This is a genomic window from Nonomuraea sp. NPDC059023 (assembly GCF_042740095.1).
Lineage (GTDB): Bacteria > Actinomycetota > Actinomycetes > Streptosporangiales > Streptosporangiaceae > Nonomuraea.
Genome location: NZ_JBHYIO010000022.1, coordinates 25,244 through 49,945, shown reverse-complemented (window position 1 = coordinate 49,945; position 24,702 = coordinate 25,244). Strand labels below are relative to the sequence as shown.

At 70.6% G+C, this 24,702-nt stretch carries 19 protein-coding genes; 7 read left to right on the top strand and 12 right to left on the bottom strand.

From position 1 onward, the window contains the following. Positions 1-47 precede the first annotated feature (47 nt). The gene (locus tag ACFWYW_RS32785) at positions 48-971 is read left to right on the top strand and encodes a LysR family transcriptional regulator (RefSeq protein ID WP_379638379.1); all 924 of its coding nucleotides are present in this window, start codon (positions 48-50) and stop codon (positions 969-971) included. A gap of 64 nt (positions 972-1,035) precedes the next feature. Here the strand turns inward: ACFWYW_RS32785 and arc are convergent, their stop codons facing one another. Together arc and ACFWYW_RS32775 are read right to left on the bottom strand one after the other, a co-directional pair. Continuing rightward, a complete protein-coding gene (gene arc / locus ACFWYW_RS32780; RefSeq protein WP_184968230.1) occupies positions 1,036-2,799 on the bottom strand; it encodes a proteasome ATPase in 1,764 nt (587 codons plus the stop codon). 204 nt (positions 2,800-3,003) lie between these two features. After that, complete coding sequence (locus tag ACFWYW_RS32775) at positions 3,004-3,852, bottom strand: tRNA (adenine-N1)-methyltransferase (protein WP_379622173.1); 849 nt, start codon at positions 3,850-3,852, stop codon at positions 3,004-3,006. Positions 3,853-3,907: 55 nt separating this feature from the next. On the opposite strand from ACFWYW_RS32775, the gene ACFWYW_RS32770 reads away from it, so the two are divergent. Further along, positions 3,908-5,014 (top strand): GNAT family N-acetyltransferase, encoded by a 1,107-nt coding sequence (locus ACFWYW_RS32770; RefSeq protein WP_379622175.1) that lies wholly within the window; start codon positions 3,908-3,910, stop codon positions 5,012-5,014. A gap of 90 nt (positions 5,015-5,104) precedes the next feature. Beyond that, on the top strand, positions 5,105-5,599 hold the full coding sequence (locus ACFWYW_RS32765; RefSeq protein WP_379622177.1) for a hypothetical protein: 495 nt from the start codon (positions 5,105-5,107) through the stop codon (positions 5,597-5,599). A gap of 251 nt (positions 5,600-5,850) precedes the next feature. Here the strand turns inward: ACFWYW_RS32765 and ACFWYW_RS32760 are convergent, their stop codons facing one another. Further along, the gene (locus ACFWYW_RS32760; protein WP_379622179.1) at positions 5,851-6,207 is read right to left on the bottom strand and encodes a hypothetical protein; all 357 of its coding nucleotides are present in this window, start codon (positions 6,205-6,207) and stop codon (positions 5,851-5,853) included. Between the two features lie 5 nt (positions 6,208-6,212). Then, positions 6,213-7,175 (bottom strand): DUF4145 domain-containing protein, encoded by a 963-nt coding sequence (locus ACFWYW_RS32755; protein WP_379622253.1) that lies wholly within the window; start codon positions 7,173-7,175, stop codon positions 6,213-6,215. A 203-nt stretch (positions 7,176-7,378) separates the two neighbouring features. Here ACFWYW_RS32755 and ACFWYW_RS32750 point away from each other — a divergent pair, with 203 nt between their 5' ends. Beyond that, positions 7,379-10,423 carry an AAA family ATPase gene (locus tag ACFWYW_RS32750; protein WP_379622181.1) on the top strand — a complete coding sequence of 1,015 codons (3,045 nt, stop codon included), beginning with the start codon at positions 7,379-7,381 and terminating at the stop codon, positions 10,421-10,423. 259 nt (positions 10,424-10,682) lie between these two features. Here the strand turns inward: ACFWYW_RS32750 and ACFWYW_RS32745 are convergent, their stop codons facing one another. Both ACFWYW_RS32745 and ACFWYW_RS32740 read right to left on the bottom strand, forming a co-directional pair. Continuing rightward, positions 10,683-12,170 carry an FHA domain-containing protein gene (locus tag ACFWYW_RS32745; RefSeq protein ID WP_379622183.1) on the bottom strand — a complete coding sequence of 496 codons (1,488 nt, stop codon included), beginning with the start codon at positions 12,168-12,170 and terminating at the stop codon, positions 10,683-10,685. Positions 12,171-12,365: 195 nt separating this feature from the next. After that, positions 12,366-13,454, bottom strand: a complete 1,089-nt coding sequence (locus ACFWYW_RS32740; protein WP_379622185.1) for a site-2 protease family protein — start codon at positions 13,452-13,454, stop codon at positions 12,366-12,368. 152 nt (positions 13,455-13,606) lie between these two features. Here ACFWYW_RS32740 and ACFWYW_RS32735 point away from each other — a divergent pair, with 152 nt between their 5' ends. From ACFWYW_RS32735 to ACFWYW_RS32725, 3 genes are all read left to right on the top strand, one after another. After that, entirely contained in the window at positions 13,607-14,464 is an 858-nt protein-coding gene (locus ACFWYW_RS32735; RefSeq protein WP_379622187.1) for a RecB family exonuclease, read from the top strand. Positions 14,465-15,009: 545 nt separating this feature from the next. After that, a complete protein-coding gene (locus ACFWYW_RS32730) occupies positions 15,010-16,188 on the top strand; it encodes a histidine kinase (RefSeq protein ID WP_379622189.1) in 1,179 nt (392 codons plus the stop codon). Continuing rightward, positions 16,185-16,868, top strand: a complete 684-nt coding sequence (locus tag ACFWYW_RS32725; RefSeq protein ID WP_379622191.1) for a response regulator — start codon at positions 16,185-16,187, stop codon at positions 16,866-16,868. Before ACFWYW_RS32730 ends, ACFWYW_RS32725 begins: the two co-directional genes overlap by 4 nt. A 485-nt stretch (positions 16,869-17,353) precedes the next feature. Here the strand turns inward: ACFWYW_RS32725 and ACFWYW_RS32720 are convergent, their stop codons facing one another. The 6 genes from ACFWYW_RS32720 to ACFWYW_RS32695 form a co-directional block, all read right to left on the bottom strand. After that, positions 17,354-18,373: an ABC transporter ATP-binding protein gene (locus ACFWYW_RS32720; protein ID WP_379622193.1), complete on the bottom strand. Its 1,020-nt coding sequence runs from the start codon at positions 18,371-18,373 to the stop codon at positions 17,354-17,356. Further along, complete coding sequence (locus tag ACFWYW_RS32715) at positions 18,370-19,395, bottom strand: ABC transporter ATP-binding protein (RefSeq protein ID WP_379622196.1); 1,026 nt, start codon at positions 19,393-19,395, stop codon at positions 18,370-18,372. Before ACFWYW_RS32715 ends, ACFWYW_RS32720 begins: the two co-directional genes overlap by 4 nt. Continuing rightward, a complete protein-coding gene (locus ACFWYW_RS32710; RefSeq protein ID WP_379622198.1) occupies positions 19,392-20,411 on the bottom strand; it encodes an ABC transporter permease in 1,020 nt (339 codons plus the stop codon). Before ACFWYW_RS32710 ends, ACFWYW_RS32715 begins: the two co-directional genes overlap by 4 nt. Positions 20,412-20,506: 95 nt before the next feature. Then, positions 20,507-22,273, bottom strand: coding sequence for an ABC transporter substrate-binding protein (locus ACFWYW_RS32705; RefSeq protein ID WP_379622200.1), 1,767 nt, complete (start codon positions 22,271-22,273; stop codon positions 20,507-20,509). Between the two features lie 69 nt (positions 22,274-22,342). Beyond that, positions 22,343-23,341: an ABC transporter permease gene (locus ACFWYW_RS32700; RefSeq protein ID WP_379622202.1), complete on the bottom strand. Its 999-nt coding sequence runs from the start codon at positions 23,339-23,341 to the stop codon at positions 22,343-22,345. Between the two features lie 297 nt (positions 23,342-23,638). Next, the gene (locus ACFWYW_RS32695) at positions 23,639-24,142 is read right to left on the bottom strand and encodes a cellulose synthase (protein ID WP_379622204.1); all 504 of its coding nucleotides are present in this window, start codon (positions 24,140-24,142) and stop codon (positions 23,639-23,641) included. Positions 24,143-24,702: the final 560 nt, after the last annotated feature.

The following is a 24,702-nucleotide window of genomic DNA, read 5'->3' as shown; positions in this document are numbered from 1 at the left end:
CTGGGCTGATTAGGGTAGGCCCACGTCCGTTCGACAGAGGAGGCCGCATGCTCGGCAGCCATCGTCTCCGGGTGCTGCTGGAGGTGTTCCGCACCGGCAGCATCGCGGGGGCCGCGCGCGGCCTGAAGCTGTCGCCGTCGGCCGTCTCCCACCAGCTCGCCAAGCTGGAGGAGGAGGCGGGCGTCGGGCTGGTGGAGCGCAACGCGCAGAGCCTGCGGCTGACCGAGGCCGGCCGCCGGCTGGCCCACCGGGCGCAGGAGGTCGTCGACATCCTGGAGGCGGCCGAGAAGGACCTGCTGGCCCAGGCCCGGGTCGACGCGGGCGAGCTGCGGATCGGCTTCTTCGCCTCGGCCGGGTACCGCCTGCTGCCGCTGGCCCTGTCGCGCTTCGCCACCCGCTATCCGAGCGTGCGGCTCGACCTGGTGGAGGGCCAGCCGTACGAGCTGCTGCCCGATCTCGAGCGCGGCGCGCTCGACGTGCTCGTGGTCTTCGAGCACGCGCTGGATCCGTGGAAGTGCCCGGACGGGGTGGAGGTCCTGCACCTGTTCGACGAGCCGCAACTGCTCGTGGTGCCCGCCGGCCACCAGGCCGCCCAGCGTCCCCGGGTACGGCTGGCGGAGCTGGCCGGTGAGCACTGGATCACGACGTTCGGCGCCGAGCATCCGGTCTCGACGCTGGAACGCGCCAGCGCGCTGGAGGGCTTCACCCCGCAGGTGCGCTGCCGCAGCGACCACTACGAGGTGACGATCGGCCTGGTACGCGCCGGGCTGGGCGTGGCGCTGGTGCCGAGCCTGGGCCTGCAGGGCGTCACCGGCGTCCAGGTGTGCCGGGTGGTCAACCAGCGGCTGTTCCGCCGCATCGGCGTGGCCCGCCGTCCCACGAACCCGAACCCGGCGGCCCGCTCCTTCATCGCCTACCTGCGCACCGCCGCGGCCCAGCTCCTCAACTCCCTGGACCCCGGACTGCGCTGAGGCCACCCCGGAAACGGAAGGGCCGCGCGGAGGAGATCCGCGCGGCCACCTCACGTCCGTGGCGTTACAGGTACTGGCCCGTGTTGGCGACGGTGTCGATGGAACGGCCGGCCTCGGATCCCTGCTTGCCGGAGACCAGGGTGCGGATGTACACGATCCGCTCGCCCTTCTTTCCGGAGATCCGCGCCCAGTCGTCCGGGTTGGTGGTGTTGGGCAGGTCCTCGTTCTCGGAGAACTCATCGACGCAGGCGGCCAGCAGGTGCTGCACCCGCAGGCCCTTCTGCCCCGTCTCCAGGAACTGCTTGATGGCCATCTTCTTGCCCCGGTCGACGATGTTCTGGATCATCGCGCCGGAGTTGAAGTCCTTGAAGTACAGGACTTCCTTGTCGCCGTTGGCGTAGGTCACCTCGAGGAAGCGGTTCTCCTCGCTCTCGGTGTACATGCGCTCCACGACGCTCTGGATCATGCCCGCGATGGTGCCCTCGCGCGATTCGCCGTGCTCGCTGAGGTCCTCCGGGTGCAGGGGAAGTCCGGTGACGAGGTACTTGGAGAAGATGTCCTTCGCCGCCTCGGCGTCCGGCCGCTCGATCTTGATCTTGACGTCCAGGCGGCCGGGCCGCAGGATCGCCGGGTCGATCATGTCCTCGCGGTTGGAGGCGCCGATGACGATGACGTTCTCCAGGCCCTCGACGCCGTCGATCTCCGACAGCAACTGGGGCACGATGGTGTTCTCGACGTCGGAGCTGACGCCAGAGCCTCGGGTGCGGAAGATCGAGTCCATCTCGTCGAAGAACACGATCACCGGGGTGCCCTCTGAGGCCTTCTCACGCGCCCGCTGGAAGACCAGGCGGATGTGCCGCTCGGTCTCACCGACGTACTTGTTGAGCAGCTCCGGGCCCTTGATGTTGAGGAAGAAGCTCTTGCCTTCCTGGCCGGTCTTCTCGGCGACCTGCTTGGCCAGCGAGTTGGCGACCGCCTTGGCGATGAGCGTCTTGCCGCAGCCGGGCGGGCCGTACAGCAGCACGCCCTTCGGGGGCCTGAGCTTGTGCTCGCGGAAGAGGTCGGCGTGCAGGTAGGGCAGCTCGATGGCGTCCCTGATCTGCTCGATCTGCCGCATGAGGCCGCCGATCTCCTCGTAGGAGATGTCCGGGACCTCTTCGAGCACCAGCTCTTCGACTTCGGATTTGGGAATGCGCTCGTAGACGTAGCCGGAGCGCGGCTCGAGCAGCAGCGAGTCGCCGGCCCTGATGGGCTGGTCGACCAGCGACTCGGCCAGGCGCACGACGCGTTCCTCGTCGGCGTGCGAGATGACCAGGGCGCGCTTGCCGTTGTCGAGCAGTTCCTTGAGCATCACGATCTCGCCGACCTCTTCGTAGCCGAGTGCCTCGACCACGTTGAGCGCCTCGTTGAGCATGACCTCCTGGCCACGCCGGAGCGAGTCGACGTCGACGGCCGGGCTGACGTTCACGCGGAGCTTGCGCCCTCCGGTGAACACCTCGATCGTGCCGTCTTCTCTGGCCTCCAGGAAGGTGCCGAACCCGGATGGCGGTTGCGCCAGCCGGTCCACCTCTTCCTTGAGGGCGACGATCTGGTCCCTGGCCTCCTTGAGAGTTGCCACCAGGCGTTCGTTCTGGCCGGTCACCGCCGCCAGATTCGCCTGGACCTCATGGAGACGCTCTTCCAGGACCCTGGCCTGACGGGGTGACTCGGCCAGCTTCCGCCTCAGCGCGGTGATCTCCTCTTGGAGGAAGGAGACCTGTGTTGTGAGATCAGCGACCTCCCGTTCGCGCTGCGCGGCTCGAGCCTCAGCATCATCGCGAGCTGCCACGCCCCGTCACCTCCTTCCCAGTCGAGGGCGACTACTAAGGACCTTACCTATCTCGGGCCCCTCCGTAACCTGGCCGGGCAGTGTTCGTAGAGTGACATTCGGTATTCGGTGAATAATCCCCAATGGTGCGTTTAATCCTGCCAGCATATGAACACGGCGAGATGTTCCCGTGTCACGCACCAACGCACCCTCGTGGCCAAATTGTCATAGTTCTTCGGTGGTCCCCTTCGGTCGTCTGCGGCGCGGCGGCGGTGTGACGCCGTCGGCCATGCGGCGGGCGGTGACGAGGAACCCGGTGTGGCCGATCATCCGATGATCAGGCCTTACGGCCAAGCCCTCGACATGCCAGTCGCGAAGGAGGGTCTCCCACGCATGGGGCTCGGTGAAACTCCCGTGATCCCGAATCGTCTCCACCGTCTTGGACATCTGGGTCGTCGTGGCGACGTAACAGCAGATGACCCCGCCCGGGGTGAGGGCCTTGGCGGCCGCTTCCACGCACTCCCACGGGGCCAGCATGTCGAGGATGACCCGGTCGACGTCGATCTCGTCGATGCTCTCGTTGAGGTCGCCGACGACCAGGCGCCAGGTGTCGGTCTCGCCGCCGTAGAACTTCTCGACGTTCTTGCGGGCCACGTCGGCGAACTCCTGGCGGCGCTCGTACGACGTGACGTGCCCCTCAGGACCGACGGCCCGCAGCAGGAAGCAGGTCAGGGCACCCGAGCCGACCCCCGCCTCGATCACCCGCGCGCCCGGGAAGACGTCGGCCATGCCGACGATCATCGAGGCGTCCTTCGGGTAGATCACCGCGGCGCCGCGCGGCATCGCCAGCGTGTAGTCCTGCAGCAGGTGCCGGAAGGCGAGGTACTGGGTGCCGCCGGAAGAACGCACCACCGAGCCCTCGGGCTGGCCGATCAGCTCGGCGTGGGGGATGGCGCCCTTGTGGGTGTGGAAGACGCCGTCCTCCTTGAGCGTGATCGTGTGGCGCTTGTTCTTGGGGTCGGTGAGCTGCACCTGATCCCCCGCCTGGAAAGGCCCATGCCTGCGGAAACCCATGGCGGCAAGGTTATAGGGATTTCGACTGGTCCCAGACGCGCGATATGAAGGGGGGATGTTTCCGCGCGATGTGATCTCCGCCGGCCCGCTGCTGCTGCGGCCCCCCACCGACGACGACACCCAGGCGGTCGTGCAGGCCTGTGACGACCCGGTGACGGCCAGGTTCCTGCCGTTCCTCGCCTCGCCGTACACGGCCGAGGACGCCCGCGACTACCTGCGCGGGACCGAGGAGAAGTGGGCGAAGGGCGGCGCGGAGTTCACGATCACCCGCGAGGGCCGTTTCGTGGGCTCGGCCGGATTGCAGCCGATCGACCGCTATGGCACCACCTCGGTCGGCTACCTTGTCGCGCCGCACGCCCGCGGCACCGGCGTGGCCAGCACCGTCGCCAGGGCGCTCGCCGACTGGGCGCTCGACCACGGGGCCGCCCGCGTCGAACTCGAGGCCGAGGTGAGCAACCTCGCCAGCCTGCGCGCCGCCTACAAGGCCGGGTTCCGGCAGGAGGGCATCAGGCGCGAGGGCAAGCGGCTGCGCGACGGCAGCAGGACCGACCAGGTGACGTTCGGCAGGGTGGCGGGCGAGCCGGTCGAGGCGGCCGAGCCGTACTTTCCGTTCTTTCCCGGCGGTCACCTCACCGACGGCGTGGTACGGCTGGCGCCGATCGGCGAGCAGCACGCCGAGGGGTTCCTGGCGATGATGGGCGACCCGGTCGTGCGCTCGTACTCGATGGCGCCCCCCGGCCCGCTGCCGGACTACGTGCGCCGCTGCCGCTACACCGGCTTCTGGTGGATGTCGGGCCAGCGGGTGGAGGTGGTGATCGAGGACGCGGCCACGGGCGCCTTCGCCGGGCACGTGCAGCTGGTGAACGTGACGCAGGTCCTCCACCAGGCCATGGTCGGCTACTCGCTGGTGCCGGGCTTCCGCGGCAGGGGCTTCATGAGCAGGGCGCTGGCGCTGCTGGTGGAGTGGGCGTTCGCGGCCACCCCGCTGCGCCGCCTGACGGCCGGGACCGCCGTGGACAACACCGCCTCCCACCGGGTGCTGGAGCGGGCCGGCTTCACCCGCCAGCACGTGCATCCCCAGCTTCTCCCCCGTCTCGACGGCGGCTGGTCGGACGATGTGGAGTGGCTGCTCCTGCATCCCAAACTGGGGGAAAAATCCTGATTACCGGTTGAAGGTCTGGCCAAGGGCGGATTTGGGAGGTAATAGTCGAAACCACCGACCCATCAGGCACCGCCGGCCGTTGGGACTTCCATGAGGATCAGCCGCACCGACGTCGCTGTGCACGATCTCATCCAGGACTTCTCCCGCGTGGACGTGGGGGCGCTCATCGACCGCCTGGCCCGGTCGGCGGCGGTCGTGACGGCCGCCGGGTACGCCGGGTTCGTCCAGGTGGATCCGCTCCAGGAGCTGGCCAGATCCGTGGCCCTGCACGGCCCGCCGGGCGACCCGCTGGGCGTGCGGGCCTGGCTGGCCGAGTCCGGGGTGCTGAAGGAACTGGCCGTCTGCCGCGGGCCCGTGCTGCTGGCGCGGGACGTGCCGGTGGGCGAGCCGGGGTTCCTGGCGGTGCCGGTGCCGCTGGCGACGCGGGAGCAGGCGTTCCTGTGGACCGCGGGGCGGGACTTCGACGACTTCGACACGCACCTGCTCGGCCGCTTCGCCACGGCCGCGGGGCGGGCGCTTGAGGCGGCCAGCGGGATGGAGGCGGCCGTACGCCTGCTCCGCGGCGTCCAGGCCTTCGCCCCCTGACCACCCTTCACAGGCATTGGACCCCTGACCGCGCATCGCATGCCTCCGACCCAGACCCACCCGTCGCAGGCCTTGTTCCCATCGCGCGTCGCAGGCCTTCGCCTTGTGGCCGCCCGTCCGGGTCTTCCCGCCTGACCGGGGTGTGAGCGCCTGACCGGGGTGTGAGCGCCTGTTCGGGGTGTGAGCGCCTGTTCGGGCGGTGGCGCGCGTGTCTCAGGGCGTGCGCCGTTGTCGGGTCCGCCGGGCCGGTGTCAGGGGCCCGCGGTGTGGAGGGCGTCGCGGAGCAGGGCGTCCACCTGGCGGGCGAGCCGGTCGACGTCCACGTCACCCCGCAGGTCGAGCTCGGTCACCTGCTGTCCCACCCGCAGTTTCAGCGTGACGCCGCGCCCGCGCACCCGCAGCCACATCTCCACGGTACGGCCCAGCGCCTCCGCCTGAGCCTCGCCCTCCATCGCCACCAGCAGTTCCGGCTGCCCGGAACCCATCCGCCCCGGCCCCGGCCGCCCCGCACGCAGGGTGACCCGCCCCCGCAGCGCGTCCACGTCACGCAGCCACTCCTCCAGGGAGTGCAGCAGGTCGGCCTCCCCCTCCAGCGTGATGTCGGGCATGGCTCTCATTTCACGATCGCGGCGGTCCGGGCGGAGGTCACCCGGATCAGGTCCCGGGGCGCGAGCTCCAGTTCCAGCCCGTGCCGCCCGCTGGGGATGTACACGCTGTCCTGCCCGGCCGCGCCCGCGTCGAGCACCGACGGCAGGTACGGCAGCGCCACCGGGCTCAGGACGTCGGCCGCGATCGCCTCGCCGATGCGTTCGACGTCGGCCCGCGTGGCCACCCGGGCGGCGCCGGCGCCGAACGCGGCGGCCAGGGCGTTCTCGTCGATGCGGCCCTCGATGGCGGCGATGGCCAGGACGGCGTGGTGGCCCAGGTAGAGGACGACGGCCTTGAGCATGCGGGGCGGCGGGACGCCGAGGGACAGCGCCACGGCGGCGCGGGACTTGGTGTGGGCGGGGTCGTGCGGATAGGGGTGGACGGCGAAAGGCGTACGCGTTTTCCGGAGAATGCGCATGGCCGTGGTCTCGACGGCCGTTGAACGGCGTTTCCCGGGTGGGCGCGCTCGCCGTACCTGAAAGTCACGATATTTCGGGGAAAATACATATAAATAGTCAATGAAGGCTTCGGCGAGTTCCACCGCGTCGGCGGCCTCCTGGCGGGTGAGCGGGGCGGCGCCGAGGTGGGCGGCCTCGTTGCCGAGTTCGCGCAGTTCCTCGGCCCAGCTCAGGAGCCAGCCGTCGATCCGGCCGGCCGCCCGCAGTTCGCGCAGGGCGTGGAAGAGCGTGCGGCCGGTGATGCCGTGGTCGGCGCAGACCGCCTCCAGCAGGCGCCGCACGTGCAGCACCGCCGCGGCCCCTGAACCAGCGCGCAGGCCCGCCCTGGCCTGGGTGAGCTCGGCCCGCACGAGGACCGGAACCTGCTCGCCGATCTCCCGTCCGGGCACCGGCCACAGCACCTCGGCGGGGCGGGCGGGCAGGTCGTCGGGGTCGGCGTCCGGCGCGGGCTCCCCGGACAGCAGCAGCATCACCTGGCGGCAACTCTGACAGGCGGCCAGCACAAAAGGCCGCAATTCGGACGGGAGAAAAACCCGGTGCGGCGCGTCCGCTTCACGGGCCAGAGTCTGCCGTCCGCAACCCGGGCAATCGACGTCGAATTTCGCCCCCCACCGCGCCACAGAACGGAAGATATTCGATCACATTAATTGCATCAAGGGCGTAATCTCCCAGTATGAAGACCTGGCCGTTCGCCGGGCGCAGGCAGGAACTGGAACATCTGGTCCGCCTCGCGCGCGATCCGACCGCGCAGGGCGTGCTCGTCGCCGGTCCCGCCGGGGTGGGCAAGAGCAGGCTCGCCGGGAAGATCCTGGAGGCCTTCCGGCCGGGCAGGGTCACGCTTCTCCCGATCACCGCGACCAAGGCGGCCAGCGGCATCCCCAACGGCGCGCTGGCCGACCTCATCCCCCGCGACCATCCGCCCCACCTGGTCAACACGCTGCGCTGGGCGGGCGAGGAACTCCTCAAGCAGGCCCGCGGCCGCACCCTCGTCCTCGCCGTGGACGACGCGCACCTGCTCGACAGCCACTCGGCCGAGGTCGTCGCCTCCCTGGTACGGGGCCGCCAGGCCCGCCTCGTGGCCACGCTCCGCACCGGCGAACCCGCGCCCGACTCGATGACCGGGCTGTGGCGCGACGGCCACGTCCGCCGCCTCGACGTGGACCCGTTCAGCGACGCCGACCTCGTGGCCGTGCTCGCCGCGGCGCTCGGCGGACCGCCCGACGACGCCACCGCCCGGCGCCTGGGCGAGATCACCGAGGGCAACGCGCTGTTCCTGCAGGAGGTCGTGACGGCGGCGCGCGCCGCTGGATCGCTCCACCCCATCCAGGGCGTGTGGAAGCTGACCGGCGACCCGCCGCTGGCCCCGCGCCTGGCCGACCTCATCCACGAACGCATCGGCGCCCTCTCGCCCGCCATGAAGGCGGTACTGGAGTACACGGCCTTCGCCGAGCCGGTGGGCGCCAGAACCCTGTCGGCCCTGTGCTCGGAGGAGGCGGTGCTGGAGGCGGAGGAACGCGGCCTCATCAAGGTCGCCGTGGACCGCCGCCGCGAGATCGCCCGCCTCGGCCACCCCCTCTACGGCGAGGTCGCCCGCGAGCACTGCCCGGAACTGCGCCGCCGCCGCAGGCACGCCGACCTCGTCGCCGCCGTCGAACCCACCGGCCTGCGCCGCGTCGAGGACCTCGTCCGTGTCACCGTGTGGCGGCTGACCGCCGGCCTGGGCGCGGCCCCCGAGCCGCTGCTGGCCGCCTGCCGCCTGGCGTGGGCGGCGCACGACTACCCGACCGCGATCCGCCTGGGCGAGGCCGCGGTGGAGGCGGGCATGGACGCGAGTACGGACGCGGGTACGGCGAGCGTTCCCACGACGGCGAGCACGCCCGCAACGGCCCGCGGCGCCACCGAGACGGCCACCGGGAACGCGGCGGCGGCGGCGATCCAGCTGGCCACCGTCCTCGACTACGCCCAGCAGCCCGACCGGGCTCGCGCGGTCCTGGACGCCGTCGCCCCGCCCCGCGACGAACCCGGCCGCGCCCGCCTGGTCCAGGCCGTCGCCAGCAACCTGGCCTGGGGCATGGATCGCCTGGGCGACGCCCTCGACCTCCTGGCCACCACCGAGAAGTCCCTGCGAGATCCCGCCCTGCGCCTGCAACTGGCCACCCGCCGCCTGTCCCTGACCGCCTCGGCCGCCCGCCCCGCCGACGCCCTCCACCTGAGCGACGCCCTCCTGTCCTCCGGCCCACCCCCGCCCCCTTCCGGCCCGGCCCTGCCGCCCGCCGCCAAGACCGCGCACGGCCATCCCCTGACCGGCCCACCCGCCTTCTCGCCGCCTCAGCCCGGCGCGCCAACGTCCGCCGCGCGGCCGGCGGAGGAGCCGGGCACCGGCGACCCCGTGCCGCTCAAGGCCGTCGTCACCGGCACCTCCGGCCTGCCGCTACCGGAAGACGCACCCCTCCCCCAAGCGGCCACCCTCCCGGAGGAGGCCGCCCTCCCCGACGCGACAGCACTTCCCGACACGACGACCCTTCCCGTCGCGACGGCCTCTCCCGGGGAGGAGCCCGGCCCCCCACAGGCGCGCGGCGTGCGGCTGGGCCCGGTGTTGCGGGCACAGGTGCTGAACTCCCGCGCCCTGGCCCTCTGCTACTCCGGCCGCACCAGAGAGGCCGCCGACCTGGTCCGCGAGGTCATGGACGAGGCCCAGTCCTGGCGCGACGGCATCCCCGCCCTGGTCTCGCCCCTGCACTCCACCTGGGCCATGTGCGGCTACTTCGCCGGCGACCTCCCCCTCATGGACCAGGCGATCGCCTCCATGCGCGCCGAACTGGCCGGTCAGCGCGGATGGTCGCGCGGTGAGGGCAGCCTGGCCCTGTCACGGGGCCACGCGGCGACCCTCAGAGGCGAACTGGGCGCCGCACTCCTCATCCTCCACTCCCCGGCCAACCACGAGACCGCCGTGACCGTAGGCGGCTGTATGGGGGCGTATGCGGCGGTTCAAGCGCTTCGGGGTGACGCCCCGGCCGCCCGTGCCACCCTGCGCGCCGCCCTCGACCGCAACCGCGCCACGTGGACCGCGTTCACCCGCTGGGTGGCGCTGACCCGCGTATGGATAGCCGCCGCGGCCGGCGAACTGGACCACGCCGCCGAACTCGCCCTCTCCGCCGCCGCGGAGTGCCGCGAGGCGGGCCTGTCGGCGTTCGAGTCGGTGGCCCTGCACGACGCGGTCCGCCTCGGCGCACCCCACTCCGCCCTCCCCCGCCTGGAAGAGCTCGCCTCAGTGATGGACGGCTCCCGGGTACGGCTGGCCGCCCGCCAGGCCCGCGCCCTGTCCGCCGACGACCCGGGCGGCCTCCTGGACGTGGCGGCCGGCTTCGACACCCTGGGCATGCGCCTGCACGCGGCCGAGGCAGCAGCCCAGGCCGCGTCCCTGCTCCGCCGTACCCGCGGAGAAAAGGCGGCACGGGCGGCGGCCACCGAGGCCTGGTCCCTGGCCGGGGCCTGCCAGGGCGTCGACACCCCCGCCCTGCGCGGCCTGGCCGCCCCCAACCTCACCAGCCGGGAACTCCAGGTAGCCAAGCTGACGGCCGCCGGCCTGAGCCACCGCGAGATCGCCGAACGCCTGGGCATCGCCATCCGAACCGCCATGAACCACCGCAACCAGGCCTACTGGAAACTGGGCGTCAACTCCCCCGCCGAACTGGCCAAGGCCCTAACCCGCCACTGACACCTGCCGCGTGTCCGGGCATTCCGGGAGCGCATCCGGGTGTGGTGGGCGCGGTCAGCCTGCCCGCGTTGCGCACGTCACGGCGGGGCGGGCGCGCGGCCGATGACCGTTCCCCTGGAGGCCGCACGCCAGCCACGGCGGGTGGGGGTGGGCGTGGCTTGCCGTAACCCCAAAAGCCGTGAGCCTGAGAGCCGTAACCCTAAAAGCCGTAACCCCCAAGAGCTGTGACGCGAGGAGCCGCCGACAAGAGCCCAGCCAATTATCCCCGGTGCGCCTCGAAGCGCATGGTGCGGGAGACGCCGACGCGGACGGTGGTGCCGGGGGTGATGGTGACGGGCTCGTTCGGGGGGATGTCGTAGAAGTTGGGGTCGCCGGGCGGCTGGATCTGGGTGCCGTTGACGGAGCCGAGGTCGACGAGGTTGACGTCCCAGCCGTCCAGGGCGACGCGCAGGTGGCGGCGGGAGACCGAGCCGTCGGGGCTGGTGACCTTGGCGGGGCGGGCGGTGCCACCGGCCACCTCGGGGGCGCGCTCGGGGTCGCGGCCCAGCAGGTAGTCGGCCTCCAGGGGCAGCGCCATGCCGTCGTCCAGGATGAGGACGCCGAGCGACGGGCGCGGGCCCTTGTAGGGGACGAGCGTGCGCTGCACGAGGGCGATGCCGCAGACCGCGCAGTAGGGGACGCGGGGGTCGTTGAAGTGGTCGTTCTTGCAGTCCACGCCGTAGACCATGGGGCGCTGGTCGCCGTCGGAGGGCGCGGCGCCGTTGCCTGCGGGCTGGTCGTCGTGCCTGGGCGGGGACGGCGGTACCTGCGGGGGCGCCTGCTGTGGCGGCGGGCCCCACGGGTCCTGCGCGGGCTGCTGCCCGGACGGCTGCTGCTCGAACGGCGGCTGGTCGAACGGCGGCTGGTCGAAGGAGGAGGGCTGCTGCGCCTCGAAGGGGGGCGGCTGGTCGAAGGTGGACTGCTGCTCGAACGGCGGCTGATCGAAGGAGGACGGCTGCTGCGCCTCGAAGGGCGGCGGCTGGTCGAAGTGCGGCTCGGGCGTCGGCTGCGGGCCGGACGGCGGGCGCTCGTCGCGGGCGGGCTCCGGGCTCGGCATCGGGTACGGAGCCATCTGCACGGGAGCCGGCTCCGGCTCCGGCTTGGGCTGCGGCAGGAGGTCGGGGTCCATGTGGATGGCGGTGTGCGGGAGTTCCTCGGTCAGCGGCCGCGAAGCCGGGCGCCGTTCGGCGGGCTTGGCGGGCGCCGGAGCGGGGGCCGCGGGCGCCTGGGCGGGCGCGTCGATCATGTCGGCGACCAGGCCGGCGCCGCCGACCACGCCGCCGTCGAACTGGACCGCCGGATGCGGCTGCCCCGCCCCGGGCAGGCTCAGCTCGACCCGGTGCACGTGTCCGGAGATGAGCCGGTCGGCCCAGGTGAGGGAGTCGCTGCCGGACAGGCGGGTCTCGCCGTCGGCGGTGGTGACCGTGGCGGTGGCCGCCCCGCTGACGAGTACGGCCACGCCGCCGCCCACCGGCCCGGCCACGGCGCAGGTGGCCGGGTCGCCGGTCATCGCGCGGGCCAGCGCCTGGGCGGCGCGGCGGGCCAGGGCCCTGCCGTCGCCACCGGTGGCGGCGGTCTCCCGCAAGGCCTCGATCAGCTCGGTTCCGGTCGCCTCAGAAGCGTCGCATACCAGCAGCAGGCCGCCCACGTAGGCGACCAGCCCGTTGCCAGGAAGCGGACGCACCACTCCGAAGCCCTGGTCCGTCACTGAACCTCTCCTCCCCGGAAGCCGGCGGTTGTGCGGCACCGGCACCTTGGTGCTGGCCGCCAGCCTTACGCATACCCAGTCGGCCGCGGAGCCAAGGTCTCGATTCGGTGAAACCCCTGGACCGTGGCAAACCCCGCACTGGTGCAAGTCTGACCAAATGGCACCCTATCGGCCAGACCTGCGGGGGGAAAACAGTCAGACCCCGGAGAAGACCCGGTTGACGTCGGCGGTGGCCAGTACGCCGTAGATCTCGCCACCCCGCTCGACCAGCAGATACTCGGCCGCAGGCGACTCGCGCATGGCGTCGATCAAGGGCTCTCCGGTGAGGTCGGCGGCCAGGACCATGGCGGGTTCCAGGGACTTGGCCAGCGCGCCCACCTCGACCCACGGGCGGCGGTGTTCGGGGGTGGCCTGGACGGCGGCCTCGTTGACGATCGCCACCGGCCTGCCGTCGTGGTCGACCACGACGACGGCGCCCGCCTTCTGCTCGGCGGCCTGGCGCAGCGCCTCCGACAGCGGCGTCGAGGCGATCACCGGGATCGCCCTGCGGGCCAGCCGGCGGGCGTTGACCTGGGGGATGCGGGCACGGATGCGGGCGACGTTCAGCGCCTGGCTGGCACCCATCCAGATGAACGAGGCCAGCACCACCGACCAGACGAGCTGCAGCGTGTCGATCGGACGGTCGCTCAGCAGCGACAGCGCGACCGGGACGAGGATCAGCACGACCGCCAGGCCCCTGCCGGTCCAGCCGGCGGCGACGGTGCCGCGCCCCGGGCTGGCGGTGAGCTTCCACACGCCGGCGCGCAGCATGCGCCCGCCGTCGAGGGGCAGGCCGGGCAGCAGGTTGAACACGCCGACGATCAGGTTCGACCACCACAGCTGCCGGATCAGGATCTCGGGGATGCCGGCCCCGTCGACCAGGAACGCGTCGGCCAGCAGCCCCACCGCCGCCAGCCCCAGCGACAGGATCGGCCCCGCCGCGGCGATCATGAACTCCTTGCCGGGCGTCGGCGGCTCCTTCTCGATCTCGGACACGCCGCCGAGGAGGTAGAGCGTGATGCGCCGGACCGGCAGGCCGTACCACTTCGCGAGGACGCTGTGGGCGAGCTCGTGCAAAAGCACGGACAGATAGAGGAGTACGGCGAAGGCGAAGGCCACCCCGTAAGCCTCGAAGTCCCCCATGCCGGGCAGGCGGAAGACGTCCTGGAAGGTGATGGTGATGAAGCCCGCGATGATGAGCCAGGTCCACGACACATACACGGGGATGCCGAACGGGCTTCCCATCCGAAGACCGGAGAATTCCTGCCGCGGCCGCTGGTCGCTCACTGGACTCCCTTTGAGATCGTGCTGTTGCTGCCTTGATGCTACGCGGCGGATCGCGCGAACCTGGTTTCGCGGCCCCCATTCTGTCGGGGTCTTGACCTACAGTGCGGTGCATGACGTTGACCGAACCGGTGATCATCGGAGCCCTTTCCCCCTCCCGGGCGGGCGACTTCATGACCTGTCCCCTTCTCTACCGCTTCCGGGTGATCGACCAGTTGCCGGAGAAGCCGTCGCAGGCGGCCGTGCGCGGCACCGTGGTCCACGCCGTGCTGGAGCGCCTGTATGACCTGCCCGCGCCGCGCCGGTCGGTGGCGGCGGCGCTGGAGCTGCTCGACCCGCAGTGGGAGCGCCTGCTGGGCGAGGAGCCCGCGTTCGCCGGGATGTTCGCCGACGACGCCGAGCAACGCGAGTGGCTCGACCAGGCGCGGGCGATGCTGGAGCGCTACTTCACCCTGGAGGACCCGACCCGGCTCGAACCCGCCGAACGTGAGCTGTATGTGGAGGCCGTGCTCGACAGCGGCCTCCTGCTGCGCGGCTACGTCGACCGGCTGGACGTGGCGCCCACGGGCGAGGTGCGGGTGGTCGACTACAAGACCGGCAGCGCCCCCGGGCCCGACTTCGAGGCCAAGGCGCTGTTCCAGATGAAGTTCTACGCGCTGGTGCTGTGGCGGCTGCGCGGTTCGGTGCCGCGGTTGCTGCAGCTGGTGTATCTGGGCGGCGCCGGCGAGGTCCTCCGGTACGCCCCCGACGAGGCCGACCTGCGCGCCACCGAACGGAAGGTGGAGGCGCTGTGGACGGCGATCCGGCGGGCGCTGGAGACCGGTGAGTGGCGGGCACGGCGCTCGCGGTTGTGCGACTGGTGCGACCACCAGGCGTTGTGCCCGGAGTTCGGCGGCGCTCCCCCACCCGTCCCGGACCGCCGCCCCGGCGACGCCGTCCGCACCCGCCGAGCGGCAACCGACGAACTGTAACCCCGCGCTGCACATCGGGGGTGGCGTGCGTCCTCTTGCGTCCAGCCTTCCAGCACCCGGCCCCCCGGCACCCAGCCTTCCAGCACCCGGCCCTCTGGCACCACGGCCCCGGCGCCACGGCCTTCGGTGCGCGGGCGGAGGGCGCCATGGGCACGATGGTCTCGGCGTCGGTGGAGTGCCATGGCTCTGACCGTGAGTGCCTTACCGGGTGCCTGAGGCTCCGGGCTCCCGCGCGATGTGGGCGGCGCGTCAAGGGCCTTGTCCGGCCGGGGCGGCTCTCGCGGCGGTCTTGGTGTGGGCCGGAGCGCCCGCGGTCCTGGCGCTGCGCCTGAGGCGGGCCGGCGGGGTCGGTTCGTCGCGGGGCTGGGGTGGGATGGTTCGCGCCGCTGGCTGGGTGGGGGTCATTCGCGCTGGGGCTGGGGGTGGGGTGGTTTGCGCGGGCGGCTGGGGTGGGGTCATCCGCGTCGGGGGCTGGGGTGGTGAGGAGGGCGGATTCCTCCCAAGGTAGGAGGAGTCACGGCTTGAGCTGGGCCTACAGTGAATTCGTGCGCAACGATCGAGCCCTGTTTCGCGACACGGTCCTTGCCGTGGTGCTGGCCGCGGGCTCGCTCGCGTTGTTTCTCTTCTACGACGCCGCCGACCTCCTGTCCCAGCCGGGCCAGCCCGCCGACGCGGTACGGTCGCCGGATCTGGTGGGCGGGGCGCTGGTCGTGCTGACGGCGGTGCCACTGGCCGTCCGGCGGCAGTGGCCGGTCGGGGCGCTGCTGGCGAGCGCGGTCCCGGACACCCTGTTCAACGCGCTCGGCTACAGCATGGGCCTGGCCAGCGTCGCCGGGCTGGTACTGCTGTACTCGGTGGCGGCCAGGCGCGGGCTGGCGGTGGCGCTGGCGGCGCTGATGTTCGCCACGCTGGTCTATGCCACGGGGGCGCTGCTCAGCCCGCTCGACGCGCTGACCTGGGCGGACCATCTCGTCGTGGTGGTACTCCTGGCCGGCGCCTGGGGGGTGGGCCGGGCCATCCGGCTGCGGCGGGCGTACTTCGAGGAGCTCAAGGACCGGGCGGCGCGGCTGGAGCGGGCCAGGGAGGCCGACACGCGGGCGGCGCGCGCCGAGGAGCGCTCGCGGATCGCGCGTGAGCTGCACGACGTGATCGCGCACCACGTGAGCGTGATGACGGTGCAGGCCGCGGCGGCGCGCAAGGTGCTGCTGTCCGATCCCGAACTGGCCAGCGAGGCGCTGTCGGCGGTCGAGCACACCGGGCGCAAGGCGATGGCGGAGATGCGCGACATCGTGGGCGTGCTGCGCGCCGGTTCGCCGGCCGAGCTGGGGCCGCAGCCCGGGATGTCGGCGTTGCCGGCGCTGGTGGAGCAGATGCGCGAGGCGGGGCTGACGACGCGGCTGACGGTCGAGGGGCACGAGACACCTGTTCCCGCGGGGATTGAGCTGGCGGCATATCGGCTGGTTCAGGAGGGTTTGACCAACAGCTTGCGGCACGCCGGGCCGGGGGCCGAGGCCGTGGTGACCGTACGGCACGAGCCGCGCGAACTGGACGTGCGAGTCGCCGACGACGGCCGGGGCGCGGCCGGAGTGGCGGCGCGGCCGGGGCATGGCTTGGTGGGGATTCGCGAGCGGGTGGCGCTTTATGGTGGAATCCTGAGCATCGGTCCTCGACCGGGGGGCGGTTTCGAGGTGCGGGCGAGGTTCCCGCTGAAGGACGGAAGATGACGATCAGAGTGCTGCTGGTGGACGACCAGCCGCTGCTGCGTACCGGTTTCCGCCTGATTCTCGAGGCCGAGCCCGACATCACGGTGGTGGGCCAGGCCGGCGACGGCAAGGACGCGCAGGAGCAGACCAGGGCGCTGCTGCCCGACGTGGTGCTGATGGACATCCGGATGCCCGGCGTCGACGGCATCGAGGCCACGCGGCGCATCGTGCGCGAGGCGGCGTCCGGGGCGCATGTGCCGAAGGTGCTGGTGCTGACCACGTTCGACCTGGACGAGTACATCGTGGAGGCGTTGCGGGCCGGGGCCTCGGGGTTCCTGCTCAAGGACGTGCCGCCGGACGAGCTCGTGCAGGCGATCCGGGTCGTGGCCGACGGCGACGCGATCGTGGCGCCGAGCGTGACGCGGCGCCTGCTGGACCGCTTCGCCGCCAAGCTGCCCTCCGCCTACCAGGAGAGCACCCCGGCGCGGCTGGACCGGCTGACGGAGCGGGAGCTGGAGGTGCTCAAGCTCATCGCCAAGGGCATGTCCAACGCGGAGATCGCGGCCAAGCTGGTGGTGAGCGAGACCACGGTCAAGACGCACGTGGGCAACGTCCTGACCAAGCTCGGCCTGCGCGACCGCGTCCAGGCCGTGGTCCTGGCCTACGAAACCGGCCTGATCACCCCAGGCGCCCTGTCCTAGCCAACCGCCCCCTTGAGACGAGCCGGGGCCGACCCCTTGAGGCGAGCCCGAGGGCGCCGGGTTTTGCGCGGGCGAGCCTGAGGTGCCCACCCTTGAGGTGAGCCTGAGGTGCCCACCCTTGAGGTGAGCCTGAGGGCGCCCCCTTGGGCGAACCTGAGGGCGTTGGGTTTTGCGCGGGCGACAGCCAGGGGCGCGCCGCGCGGTGAGGAGCCGTGCGGTGGGGGTCGGCGCGGGGTGCGGTGGCGAGCTGGGCAGCGGTGCCCGGTGCACGGATCGCCGTTGCGGCCGGAACCACGTCAGACTGCCGGGCGACCTTGCACGGGCGCGCGCCGATGTCGGCGGGGGGCGTCTTGATGGCTTGCCGTAATGGAAAAACGGCCGTGACAGAAAGCGCGGCCGTGACAGAAAGCGCGTGACAGAAGCGCCGTGGCGAAAGAACCGCGCCCACCGAGGTGATGGGGGCGCGGTTCAGGGGCGATCGGCGGTCAGGACGCGCCGCTCAGAGACGGCGCGGGGGTGACGGCGTTTTCGGGGAAGTGGCAGGCGACGCGGTGGCCGCTGGACAGTTCCTCGAGCGGTGGTTCCACCGTCTTGCAGATCTCCTGCGCCTTCCAGCAGCGTGTGTGGAAGCGGCACGCGGGCGGCGGGTTCAGCGGGCTGGGGACGTCGCCGGTCAGCCGGATGCGCTCGCGGTCCTTGCGGTTCTTCGGGTCCGGCACCGGCACCGCCGACAGCAGCGCGTTGGTGTACGGGTGCATGGGCGAGCTGTAGAGCCGCTTGCGGTCGGCGATCTCGACGATCTTGCCGAGGTACATGACCGCGACCCGGTCGCTGATGTGGCGGACCACCGACAGGTCGTGGGCGATGACCACGTACGTCAGGTCGAGCTCGTTCTGCAGGTCTTCCAGGAGGTTGACGACCTGGGCCTGGATGGAGACGTCCAGGGCCGAGACGGGCTCGTCGGCGATGATCAGCTTGGGCTTGAGCGCGAGCGTGCGGGCGATGCCGATGCGCTGGCGCTGGCCGCCGGAGAACTCGTGCGGGTAGCGGTTGTAGTGCTCGGGGTTGAGGCCGACCAGCTCCAGGATCTCCTGGACCGCCTTCTTGACGCCGCCCTCGGTGTTGATCCCCTGGATGCGGAACGGCGCGCCGACGATGGCGCCGACCGTGTGCCGGGGGTTCAGGGAGGAGTACGGGTCCTGGAAGATCATCTGCATGTCGCGGCGGAGCGGCCGGAGCCGGCCCTGCGGCATGTGCGTGATGTCCTGGCCCTCGAAGACGACCTGGCCGCCCGTGGGCTCCAGGAGGCGGGTGACGAGGCGGCCGGTGGTCGACTTGCCACAGCCGGACTCGCCGACCAGGCCCAGCGTCTCACCCTTGAAGACGTCGAAGGAGATCCCGTCGACGGCCTTGACCGCGCCGACCTGCCGCTTGAACAGGCCCTTGGTCACGGGGAAGTGCTTCTGCAGGTCCCGAACGGACAGCAGCGGCTCGTTTTCGCTCACTGGGTCTCCAGCACTGGCTTGATCTCATTCTCCCACAGCGCGCGCCGCTCGGCCTTGGCCATGTGGCAACGCACCATGTGCCCGCCCTCGGTTTCGAGCAGGGCCGGGACCTCGGTGTTGGACTTGCCCTCGGTCCGGTCGGCGTAGGGGCAGCGCGGGTGGAACGCGCAGCCGTCGGGCACGTTGATGAGCGAAGGGGGCGAGCCCTTGATCGGCAGCAGCCGTTCGGTGCGCTCGCGGTCCAGCCGCGGCATCGATCCCAGTAGACCCCATGTGTAGGGGTGCTCGGGACGGTAGAAGATGTCTTCGGCGGCGCCGTACTCGATGCACTTTCCGCCGTACATCACCAGGATGTCGTCGGACAGTTCGGCGACGACGCCCAGGTCGTGGGTGATGATGATCAGCGCGGAGTTGAACTCCGTCTGAAGGTCGCGCATGAGGTCGAGGATCTGCGCCTGCACGGTCACGTCGAGCGCGGTGGTCGGCTCGTCGGCGATGAGCAGTTCCGGGTCGCACGACAGCGCCATCGCGATCATGGCGCGCTGGCGCATGCCGCCGGAGAAGTGGTGCGGGTAGTCGTCGACGCGCTTGCCCGGGGTCGGGATGCCGACGCGGCCGAGCATGTCGATGGCGTGTTTGCGGGCGACCGACTTCGACACGTCGTGGTGGATGCGGTAGGCCTCGATGATCTGGTCGCCGACCGTGTAGTACGGGTGCATGGCCGACAGCGGATCCTGGAAGATCATCGCCATCTTCTTGCCGCGCAGCCGGCGTACGTGCTCGGGCGTGGCGGAGACGAGTTCCTCGCCGTCGAGCCAGATCTCGCCGGAGATCTTGGCCCGGCCGCCCTTGTGCAGGCCGAGGATGCCGAGGCTGGTGACGGACTTGCCGGAGCCGGACTCGCCCACGATGCCGAGCGTCTTGCCGCGCTCAAGGCTGAACGACAGGCCGTCCACGGACTTGACCAGGCCGTCGTCGGTCGGGAAGTGGACCTTGAGGTCCTTCAGTTCCAGGAAAGTCACGAAAGCCTCACTCTCGGGTCCACGACCGCGTAGAGCAGGTCGACGATCAGGTTGGCGACGACCACGAAGAGGGCGGCCAGCAGGGTCACGCCCATGACCTTGGGCAGGTCCTGGTCGGTGATGGCCTGGATGGCGTACTTGCCGAGCCCGTTGAGGGAAAAGGCGCTCTCCGTCAGTACGGCGCCGCCGATGAGCAGGCCGAAGTCGAGACCGAAGATCGTGATGATGGGGGTCAGCGCCCCGCGTAGCCCGTGTTTGACGACCACTCTGCGTTCCTTCAGGCCCTTGGCCCTGGCAGTGCGGATGTAGTCCTCGTTCATGGTCTCCAGCATTCCGGCCCGGGTCAGGCGCGCGTACCCGGCGGCGAACTGGAAGGCCAGCGTCACCCACGGCAGGAGCAGCGCGTAGGCCCAGAGTGGCAGGGAGTCCTGGATGGTGGTGTAGGTGCCGCCTTGGGCGGCGAAGGCGAAGGGATTTCCGTAGGAGAAGACCTGGAGCGCGATGAGCGCGGTGAAGAAGATCGGCAGCGAGACTCCGGCCAGTGCGATGATCATCGCGGTCCGGTCGAAGACGCTGCCTCTTCGCAGGGCCGACAGCACGCCGATGCCCACGCCCAGGCCGACCCAGAGGACGGCGGCGCCCAGGGCTAGCGACAGCGTGACCGGGAGCCGGTTCATCAGGTCGGGGAACACCGGCTGCTGCGTGATGAACGAGTAACCCAGGCAGGGCGGCGGGCACTGCTCGACACCGGCGCCGTAGTCGTACTCCGCCCCGGCGACGATGCCCTTGACGTACCTCCCGTACTGGACGACCAGCGGGTCGTTGAACCCGAGCCGTTCCGCCGCGAGCTTGGCGGTCTCCCCGGTGGCGGTGCGGCCGACGTAGCGGCTGGCCATGCCCTCGGGGGTGGCGCCGGCGAGTTGCGGCACGAGGAAGAAGATCGCGAAGGTGACCATGCTGACGATTCCGAGCATGACCACTGCGCCGATCAGACGCCTGATGATGTATGTGACCACAGTGCCCGGCCCGGTGGCCGCCGGGAGGATCGCTCCCGGCGGCCACCTGTGGCCTTCACCTGCCTTTAACTACTCGTTGACTGCGGGAAGAGGACCTACTCGACGCCCATCGCGACGTAGTCGTACATCTGCTGACCGTCGGAGATGAGGACGTTGGTCACGCCCTTGCCGCGGACGAGCAGCGACTTGGCCCAGATGCCCGGCATGATGACGGACTCTTCCATGACCCGCTTGTCGATCTCCGCCCACATCGGCTCGCGCTTGGCGACGTCGGCCTCGACGCGCGCCTTGTCGAGCATGGCGTCCACGTCGGGGATGCGGACCGAGGTGTTGGACGAGCCGCCACCCTCACGGATGACGCGGCTGTCGGTGATCTGCTGCAGGAAGCCGTAGCCGTCAGGCCAGTCGGAGCCCCAGCCGTTGACGACCAGGCCCAGGTTCTCCTTCACGACGAAGGACGGCCTGCCGGCGAAGCTGGAGAAGTAGTCCTTCAGCGGGTACGGCTTGATCGTGACGTTGATGCCGGCCCGGGCCAGCGAGTCCTTGATCGCCTCGGCGGTCGCCTTCTCCTTGGGCCGCTCGGCGCGGTAGGAGACGGAGGTCTCGAAGCCGTTCGGCTGACCGCACTTGGTCAGGTGCTCCTTGGCCTTGGCGATGTCGCCCTTGCCCTCGGGAGAGGGGTAGAGGTCGATCTTCTGGGCGCCGGGGATCGTCGGCGGCAGCAGGTTGGTCGCGATCTCGCCACCGGTCGAGCCGCCGTAGGCGGCGACGTAGCCGGTCTTGTCCATCGCGTACTGCACGGCGATCCGGCAGTCCTTGTTGTCGAACGGCTTCACCGTCGGGTTGATCGAGGTGTACCAGAGGCGCTGGATGGTGATGTTGTCGGCGCGAGCCTTCAGAGCCGGGTCCGGCAGGACCTTGCTCAGCGCGGCCGGCTGGACACCGGTGCCCTCGATGGCGACGTGGAGGTCACCGGAGATGACCCGGTTGTCCATGTCGTCGGCGTTGACGTTCGTCGTGACCTCGTACTTGTCCGGCAGGGCCGGACGGTTCGGGTCGACGGCCTCGCTCCAGTGCGGGTTACGGACCAGCGTGAAGCCCTTGCCGATCTCGTTCTTCTCGAACATGTACGGACCGGAGGAGATCACGTGCTCGCGGTACTTCGCGCCGGTGTCCTTGGCCTCGGGGACCGGGATCGTCGGCGACATCTGGACGATGTAGTCGAAGCCGGAGTAGGGCTCCTTGAGGTGGAAGACGACGGTCTTGTCGTCCGGTGCCTCGACGGCGGAGCTGAAGTCGGCGCCCTTCGACTTGTACGGGCCCTTGTAGTCCTTGGGCCAGTTCAGCATGTCGTTGAGGTAGGTGGGGCCGTTGGGGAAGGTCACCTTGTCGAAGGCGCGGGCCACCGCGTACGCGACGTCCTTGGCCACGATCGGGGTGCCGTCCTCGTACTTCAGGCCGTCACGCAGCGTGTAGGTCCAGGTCTTGAAGTCGGCGCTCGGCTTGCCGGCCTCCGCGGCCAGGTCCGGAACCGGCTTGGCGCCCTCGGCCCCGGGCTTGCCGGGGAAGAACATCAGGGCGCGGCCGTACAGCCGGATGAAGTTCCACGAGTAGCCGTAGTAGGTGTCGGCCGGGTCGAGGGAGTCCCAGTCACCGGAGTTCGCCAGCTTGAGGGTGCCGCCCTTCTTCGTGGACGGGTTGAACACCCCCGTCAGCGCGGCGTTGAACTCCTCCTTGACGGCGGGCTTGCCTGACTCGCCGGCCTTGGGAGGCGTCTGGGTGCTGGTGCCTCCACAGGCCGCCAGGCCCATGGCGAGCGCCGCGACGAGCGCGGCCTTCGCCAGAGCGGGCTTTTTCATCATCTCTTACTACACCCCTTGTAGGTAGGAGCCAGGAAATTGCGGTGGTCGGTCATGCGGTGGTCGGGCAGGTCATCGGTTGCCGCGCGGGTCGAGCGCGTCGCGCAGGCCGTCACCGAAGAGGTTGAAGGCGAGCACGGTGAGGAAGATCGCGAGACCCGGGAAGATCGCGAAGTGCGGGACGGTGTAGATGCGCGCCGCGTCGGAGAGCATGCCGCCCCAGGTCGGGGTCGGCGGGCGCACGCCCACACCGAGGAAGCTCAGCGCCGCCTCGAACAGGATGTTCGACGGAATCAGGAGCGTCGAGTAGATGAGGATCGGGGCCACGAGGTTGGGCAGGACCTCACGGAAGATGATGTACGGCCCGCGCGCCCCCAGGCTCCTGGCGGCGTCGACGAACTCCCGCTCGCGCAGCGAGAGCGTCTGGCCCCGGACGATACGCCCGATGTAGGGCCAGTTGAAGAAGCCGATGATGAAGATCAGCAGGGAGACGCGCAACGCGTCGCCGGAGAGCCCGAACGCGGTGTCGGGCACCACACCGGCCAGGGCGATGGCGAACACCAGCAGCGGGAAGGCCAGGAACACGTCCATGAGGCGGCTGATGACGGTGTCGACCCAGCCGCCGAAGAAGCCGGCCGTGACGCCGAGGATGGTGCCGATGCCGACCGAGAGCAGCGTGGCCAGGAAGGCGATGAGCAGCGAGATGCGCGCGCCGTAGACGACGCGGCTGAAGATGTCGCGGCCCCACTGCGGGTCGACGCCGAAGAGGTAGTCCCAGCTGATTCCGCCGAAGCGGTCCTTGGGGATCTGGGTCTCCTGGTCGATCATGTCGCGGTGGAACTCGAGCGGCGGGTGCCCGAACCACTTCACGATCAGCGGAGCGAAGACGGCGACCAGGATCAGGAAGATGATGACGCCGGCGCCGACCATGGCGACCTTGTCGCGCTTCAGGCGCAACCACGCGATCTGCCCCAGTGAACGGCCCTGGATCGCCTTGCGGTCCACGCCCGTTACCACGGCTTCAGGAACTGCTTCCTTCGCCGACTCGGGAACATCCAGCGGTGCGGTCATGCGCGCCCTCCCACGCCCGCACCCGCAATGCCAGAAGTTGTGCGCATTGACTTCTGGCCCCCTGGGTTGCAGACGACATCGTCCGTTCGGCGGTGCCCGGTCAGGGACCGCCGTGATTGCAGGACCGTATGTCACGGCCCCAGGGTGCAGAATGTATGCGCTGAGCTGCGCTGACTAGTCCCTCAGACAGCTATGTGGCTCAACTGTGATTCTCGTGAAACTCATTCGTATTGATCTTGACGTGTTTGTCTACACGCAGTTCCGGTTGGGTCTCGGAACTGTGACATTGCACTGATTTCACCCGATACCGCGGCGCTTCAGGATCTCCTCGATGTCAGAGAAGTCATCGTCTTTTGTCCGCCCCTTGGCGGGGGCGGGCGACGGATTGACGGCCTGCGGCGCCGTGGCCGCCTGGGCGGCCGGCGTCTCGCCCGTCTTGACCCCGCTCTTGACCTTCGCCTGCTTGGGCGGCTTCGGTGTGGCCCCGCCGACGCCGCGCTTGCGCATCACGCCGGAGACCACGAACAGCACCACCGCCAGCCCCGCCAGCCCGACCCCCGCCCACACGAACGGGTTGATGATCCCAGCGACCAGACCGGTCACGAACCCGACCACGGACGCCACGATCCCCCAGATCAGCGCGTGGGCCCCGGTCAGGTAGGCGGCGATGGGCAGCAGCGACCACGCCACCCCGCGGATCCCGGCGGTGGCGCCCCTGCGCCGCCAGGCCAGGAAGCTCAGCACCAGCCCCAGGCCGGTGGCCCCGGCACAGACCGGCAGCCACAAAATGGTGTTGAACATGCCCACATCCCCTAGCTCTCGGTTACACCCATCCTGGCACGCGCACGCGCGCCGCCCCCTCATCCCTAAGAACGGCCCATCCCCTAGGGGAGGTTCCGCCGCTCTCTTTGTTCCGTCCGTAGTGCGAGCCCTCGTGTCGTTGTGACGGCGAGCTCTTGTGTTGTTGCGACGGCTTCGCCGTCTTTCCGCCTCTCCTTTACGGCTCCGCCCCCGCACCCCCGCCCCACCGCCGTGCGCGGGCGCCCGTCAAGCGCCGCCAGTGAGGGCCCACGGGGTCCCCGCCGTAACGCCGCCCCCATGACACGCGGCGCGGCCCCCTACCCGGCGCCCAGCGTCACGCATCCACCCCGAGGCGTCCCTGCTTCTCTCCCAGGCCCGACCGCTCTTCCCAGGCCCGGCAGCGCCTCCCCAGGAGAGCAACTCCCCGAGGCGCGACCCCGCCGGGGGGCTCAGCGGGCATGCGCTGGCCGGGACACGCCCCGGTGAGCCCGGTGGGCCAGTCCCGCGGCGCTCACCCGAGCGTGCCGCAGGTCTCGTGCGTGCCACGGCGCCCGTTCGTG

What these genes read in the sequence shown, in the direction of transcription:
- ACFWYW_RS32785 (WP_379638379.1), top strand. Translation starts at nt 48, where the DNA reads ATGCTCGGCAGCCATCGTCTCCGGGTGCTGCTGGAGGTGTTCCGCACC.
- ACFWYW_RS32775 (WP_379622173.1), bottom strand. Translation starts at nt 3,852, where the DNA reads ATGGGTTTCCGCAGGCATGGGCCTTTCCAGGCGGGGGATCAGGTGCAG.
- ACFWYW_RS32770 (WP_379622175.1), top strand. Translation starts at nt 3,908, where the DNA reads ATGTTTCCGCGCGATGTGATCTCCGCCGGCCCGCTGCTGCTGCGGCCC.
- ACFWYW_RS32765 (WP_379622177.1), top strand. Translation starts at nt 5,105, where the DNA reads ATGAGGATCAGCCGCACCGACGTCGCTGTGCACGATCTCATCCAGGAC.
- ACFWYW_RS32760 (WP_379622179.1), bottom strand. Translation starts at nt 6,207, where the DNA reads ATGCCCGACATCACGCTGGAGGGGGAGGCCGACCTGCTGCACTCCCTG.
- ACFWYW_RS32755 (WP_379622253.1), bottom strand. Translation starts at nt 7,175, where the DNA reads ATGCTGCTGCTGTCCGGGGAGCCCGCGCCGGACGCCGACCCCGACGAC.
- ACFWYW_RS32750 (WP_379622181.1), top strand. Translation starts at nt 7,379, where the DNA reads ATGAAGACCTGGCCGTTCGCCGGGCGCAGGCAGGAACTGGAACATCTG.
- ACFWYW_RS32740 (WP_379622185.1), bottom strand. Translation starts at nt 13,454, where the DNA reads ATGGGAAGCCCGTTCGGCATCCCCGTGTATGTGTCGTGGACCTGGCTC.
- ACFWYW_RS32735 (WP_379622187.1), top strand. Translation starts at nt 13,607, where the DNA reads ATGACGTTGACCGAACCGGTGATCATCGGAGCCCTTTCCCCCTCCCGG.
- ACFWYW_RS32725 (WP_379622191.1), top strand. Translation starts at nt 16,185, where the DNA reads ATGACGATCAGAGTGCTGCTGGTGGACGACCAGCCGCTGCTGCGTACC.
- ACFWYW_RS32705 (WP_379622200.1), bottom strand. Translation starts at nt 22,273, where the DNA reads ATGATGAAAAAGCCCGCTCTGGCGAAGGCCGCGCTCGTCGCGGCGCTC.
- ACFWYW_RS32700 (WP_379622202.1), bottom strand. Translation starts at nt 23,341, where the DNA reads ATGACCGCACCGCTGGATGTTCCCGAGTCGGCGAAGGAAGCAGTTCCT.
- ACFWYW_RS32695 (WP_379622204.1), bottom strand. Translation starts at nt 24,142, where the DNA reads ATGTTCAACACCATTTTGTGGCTGCCGGTCTGTGCCGGGGCCACCGGC.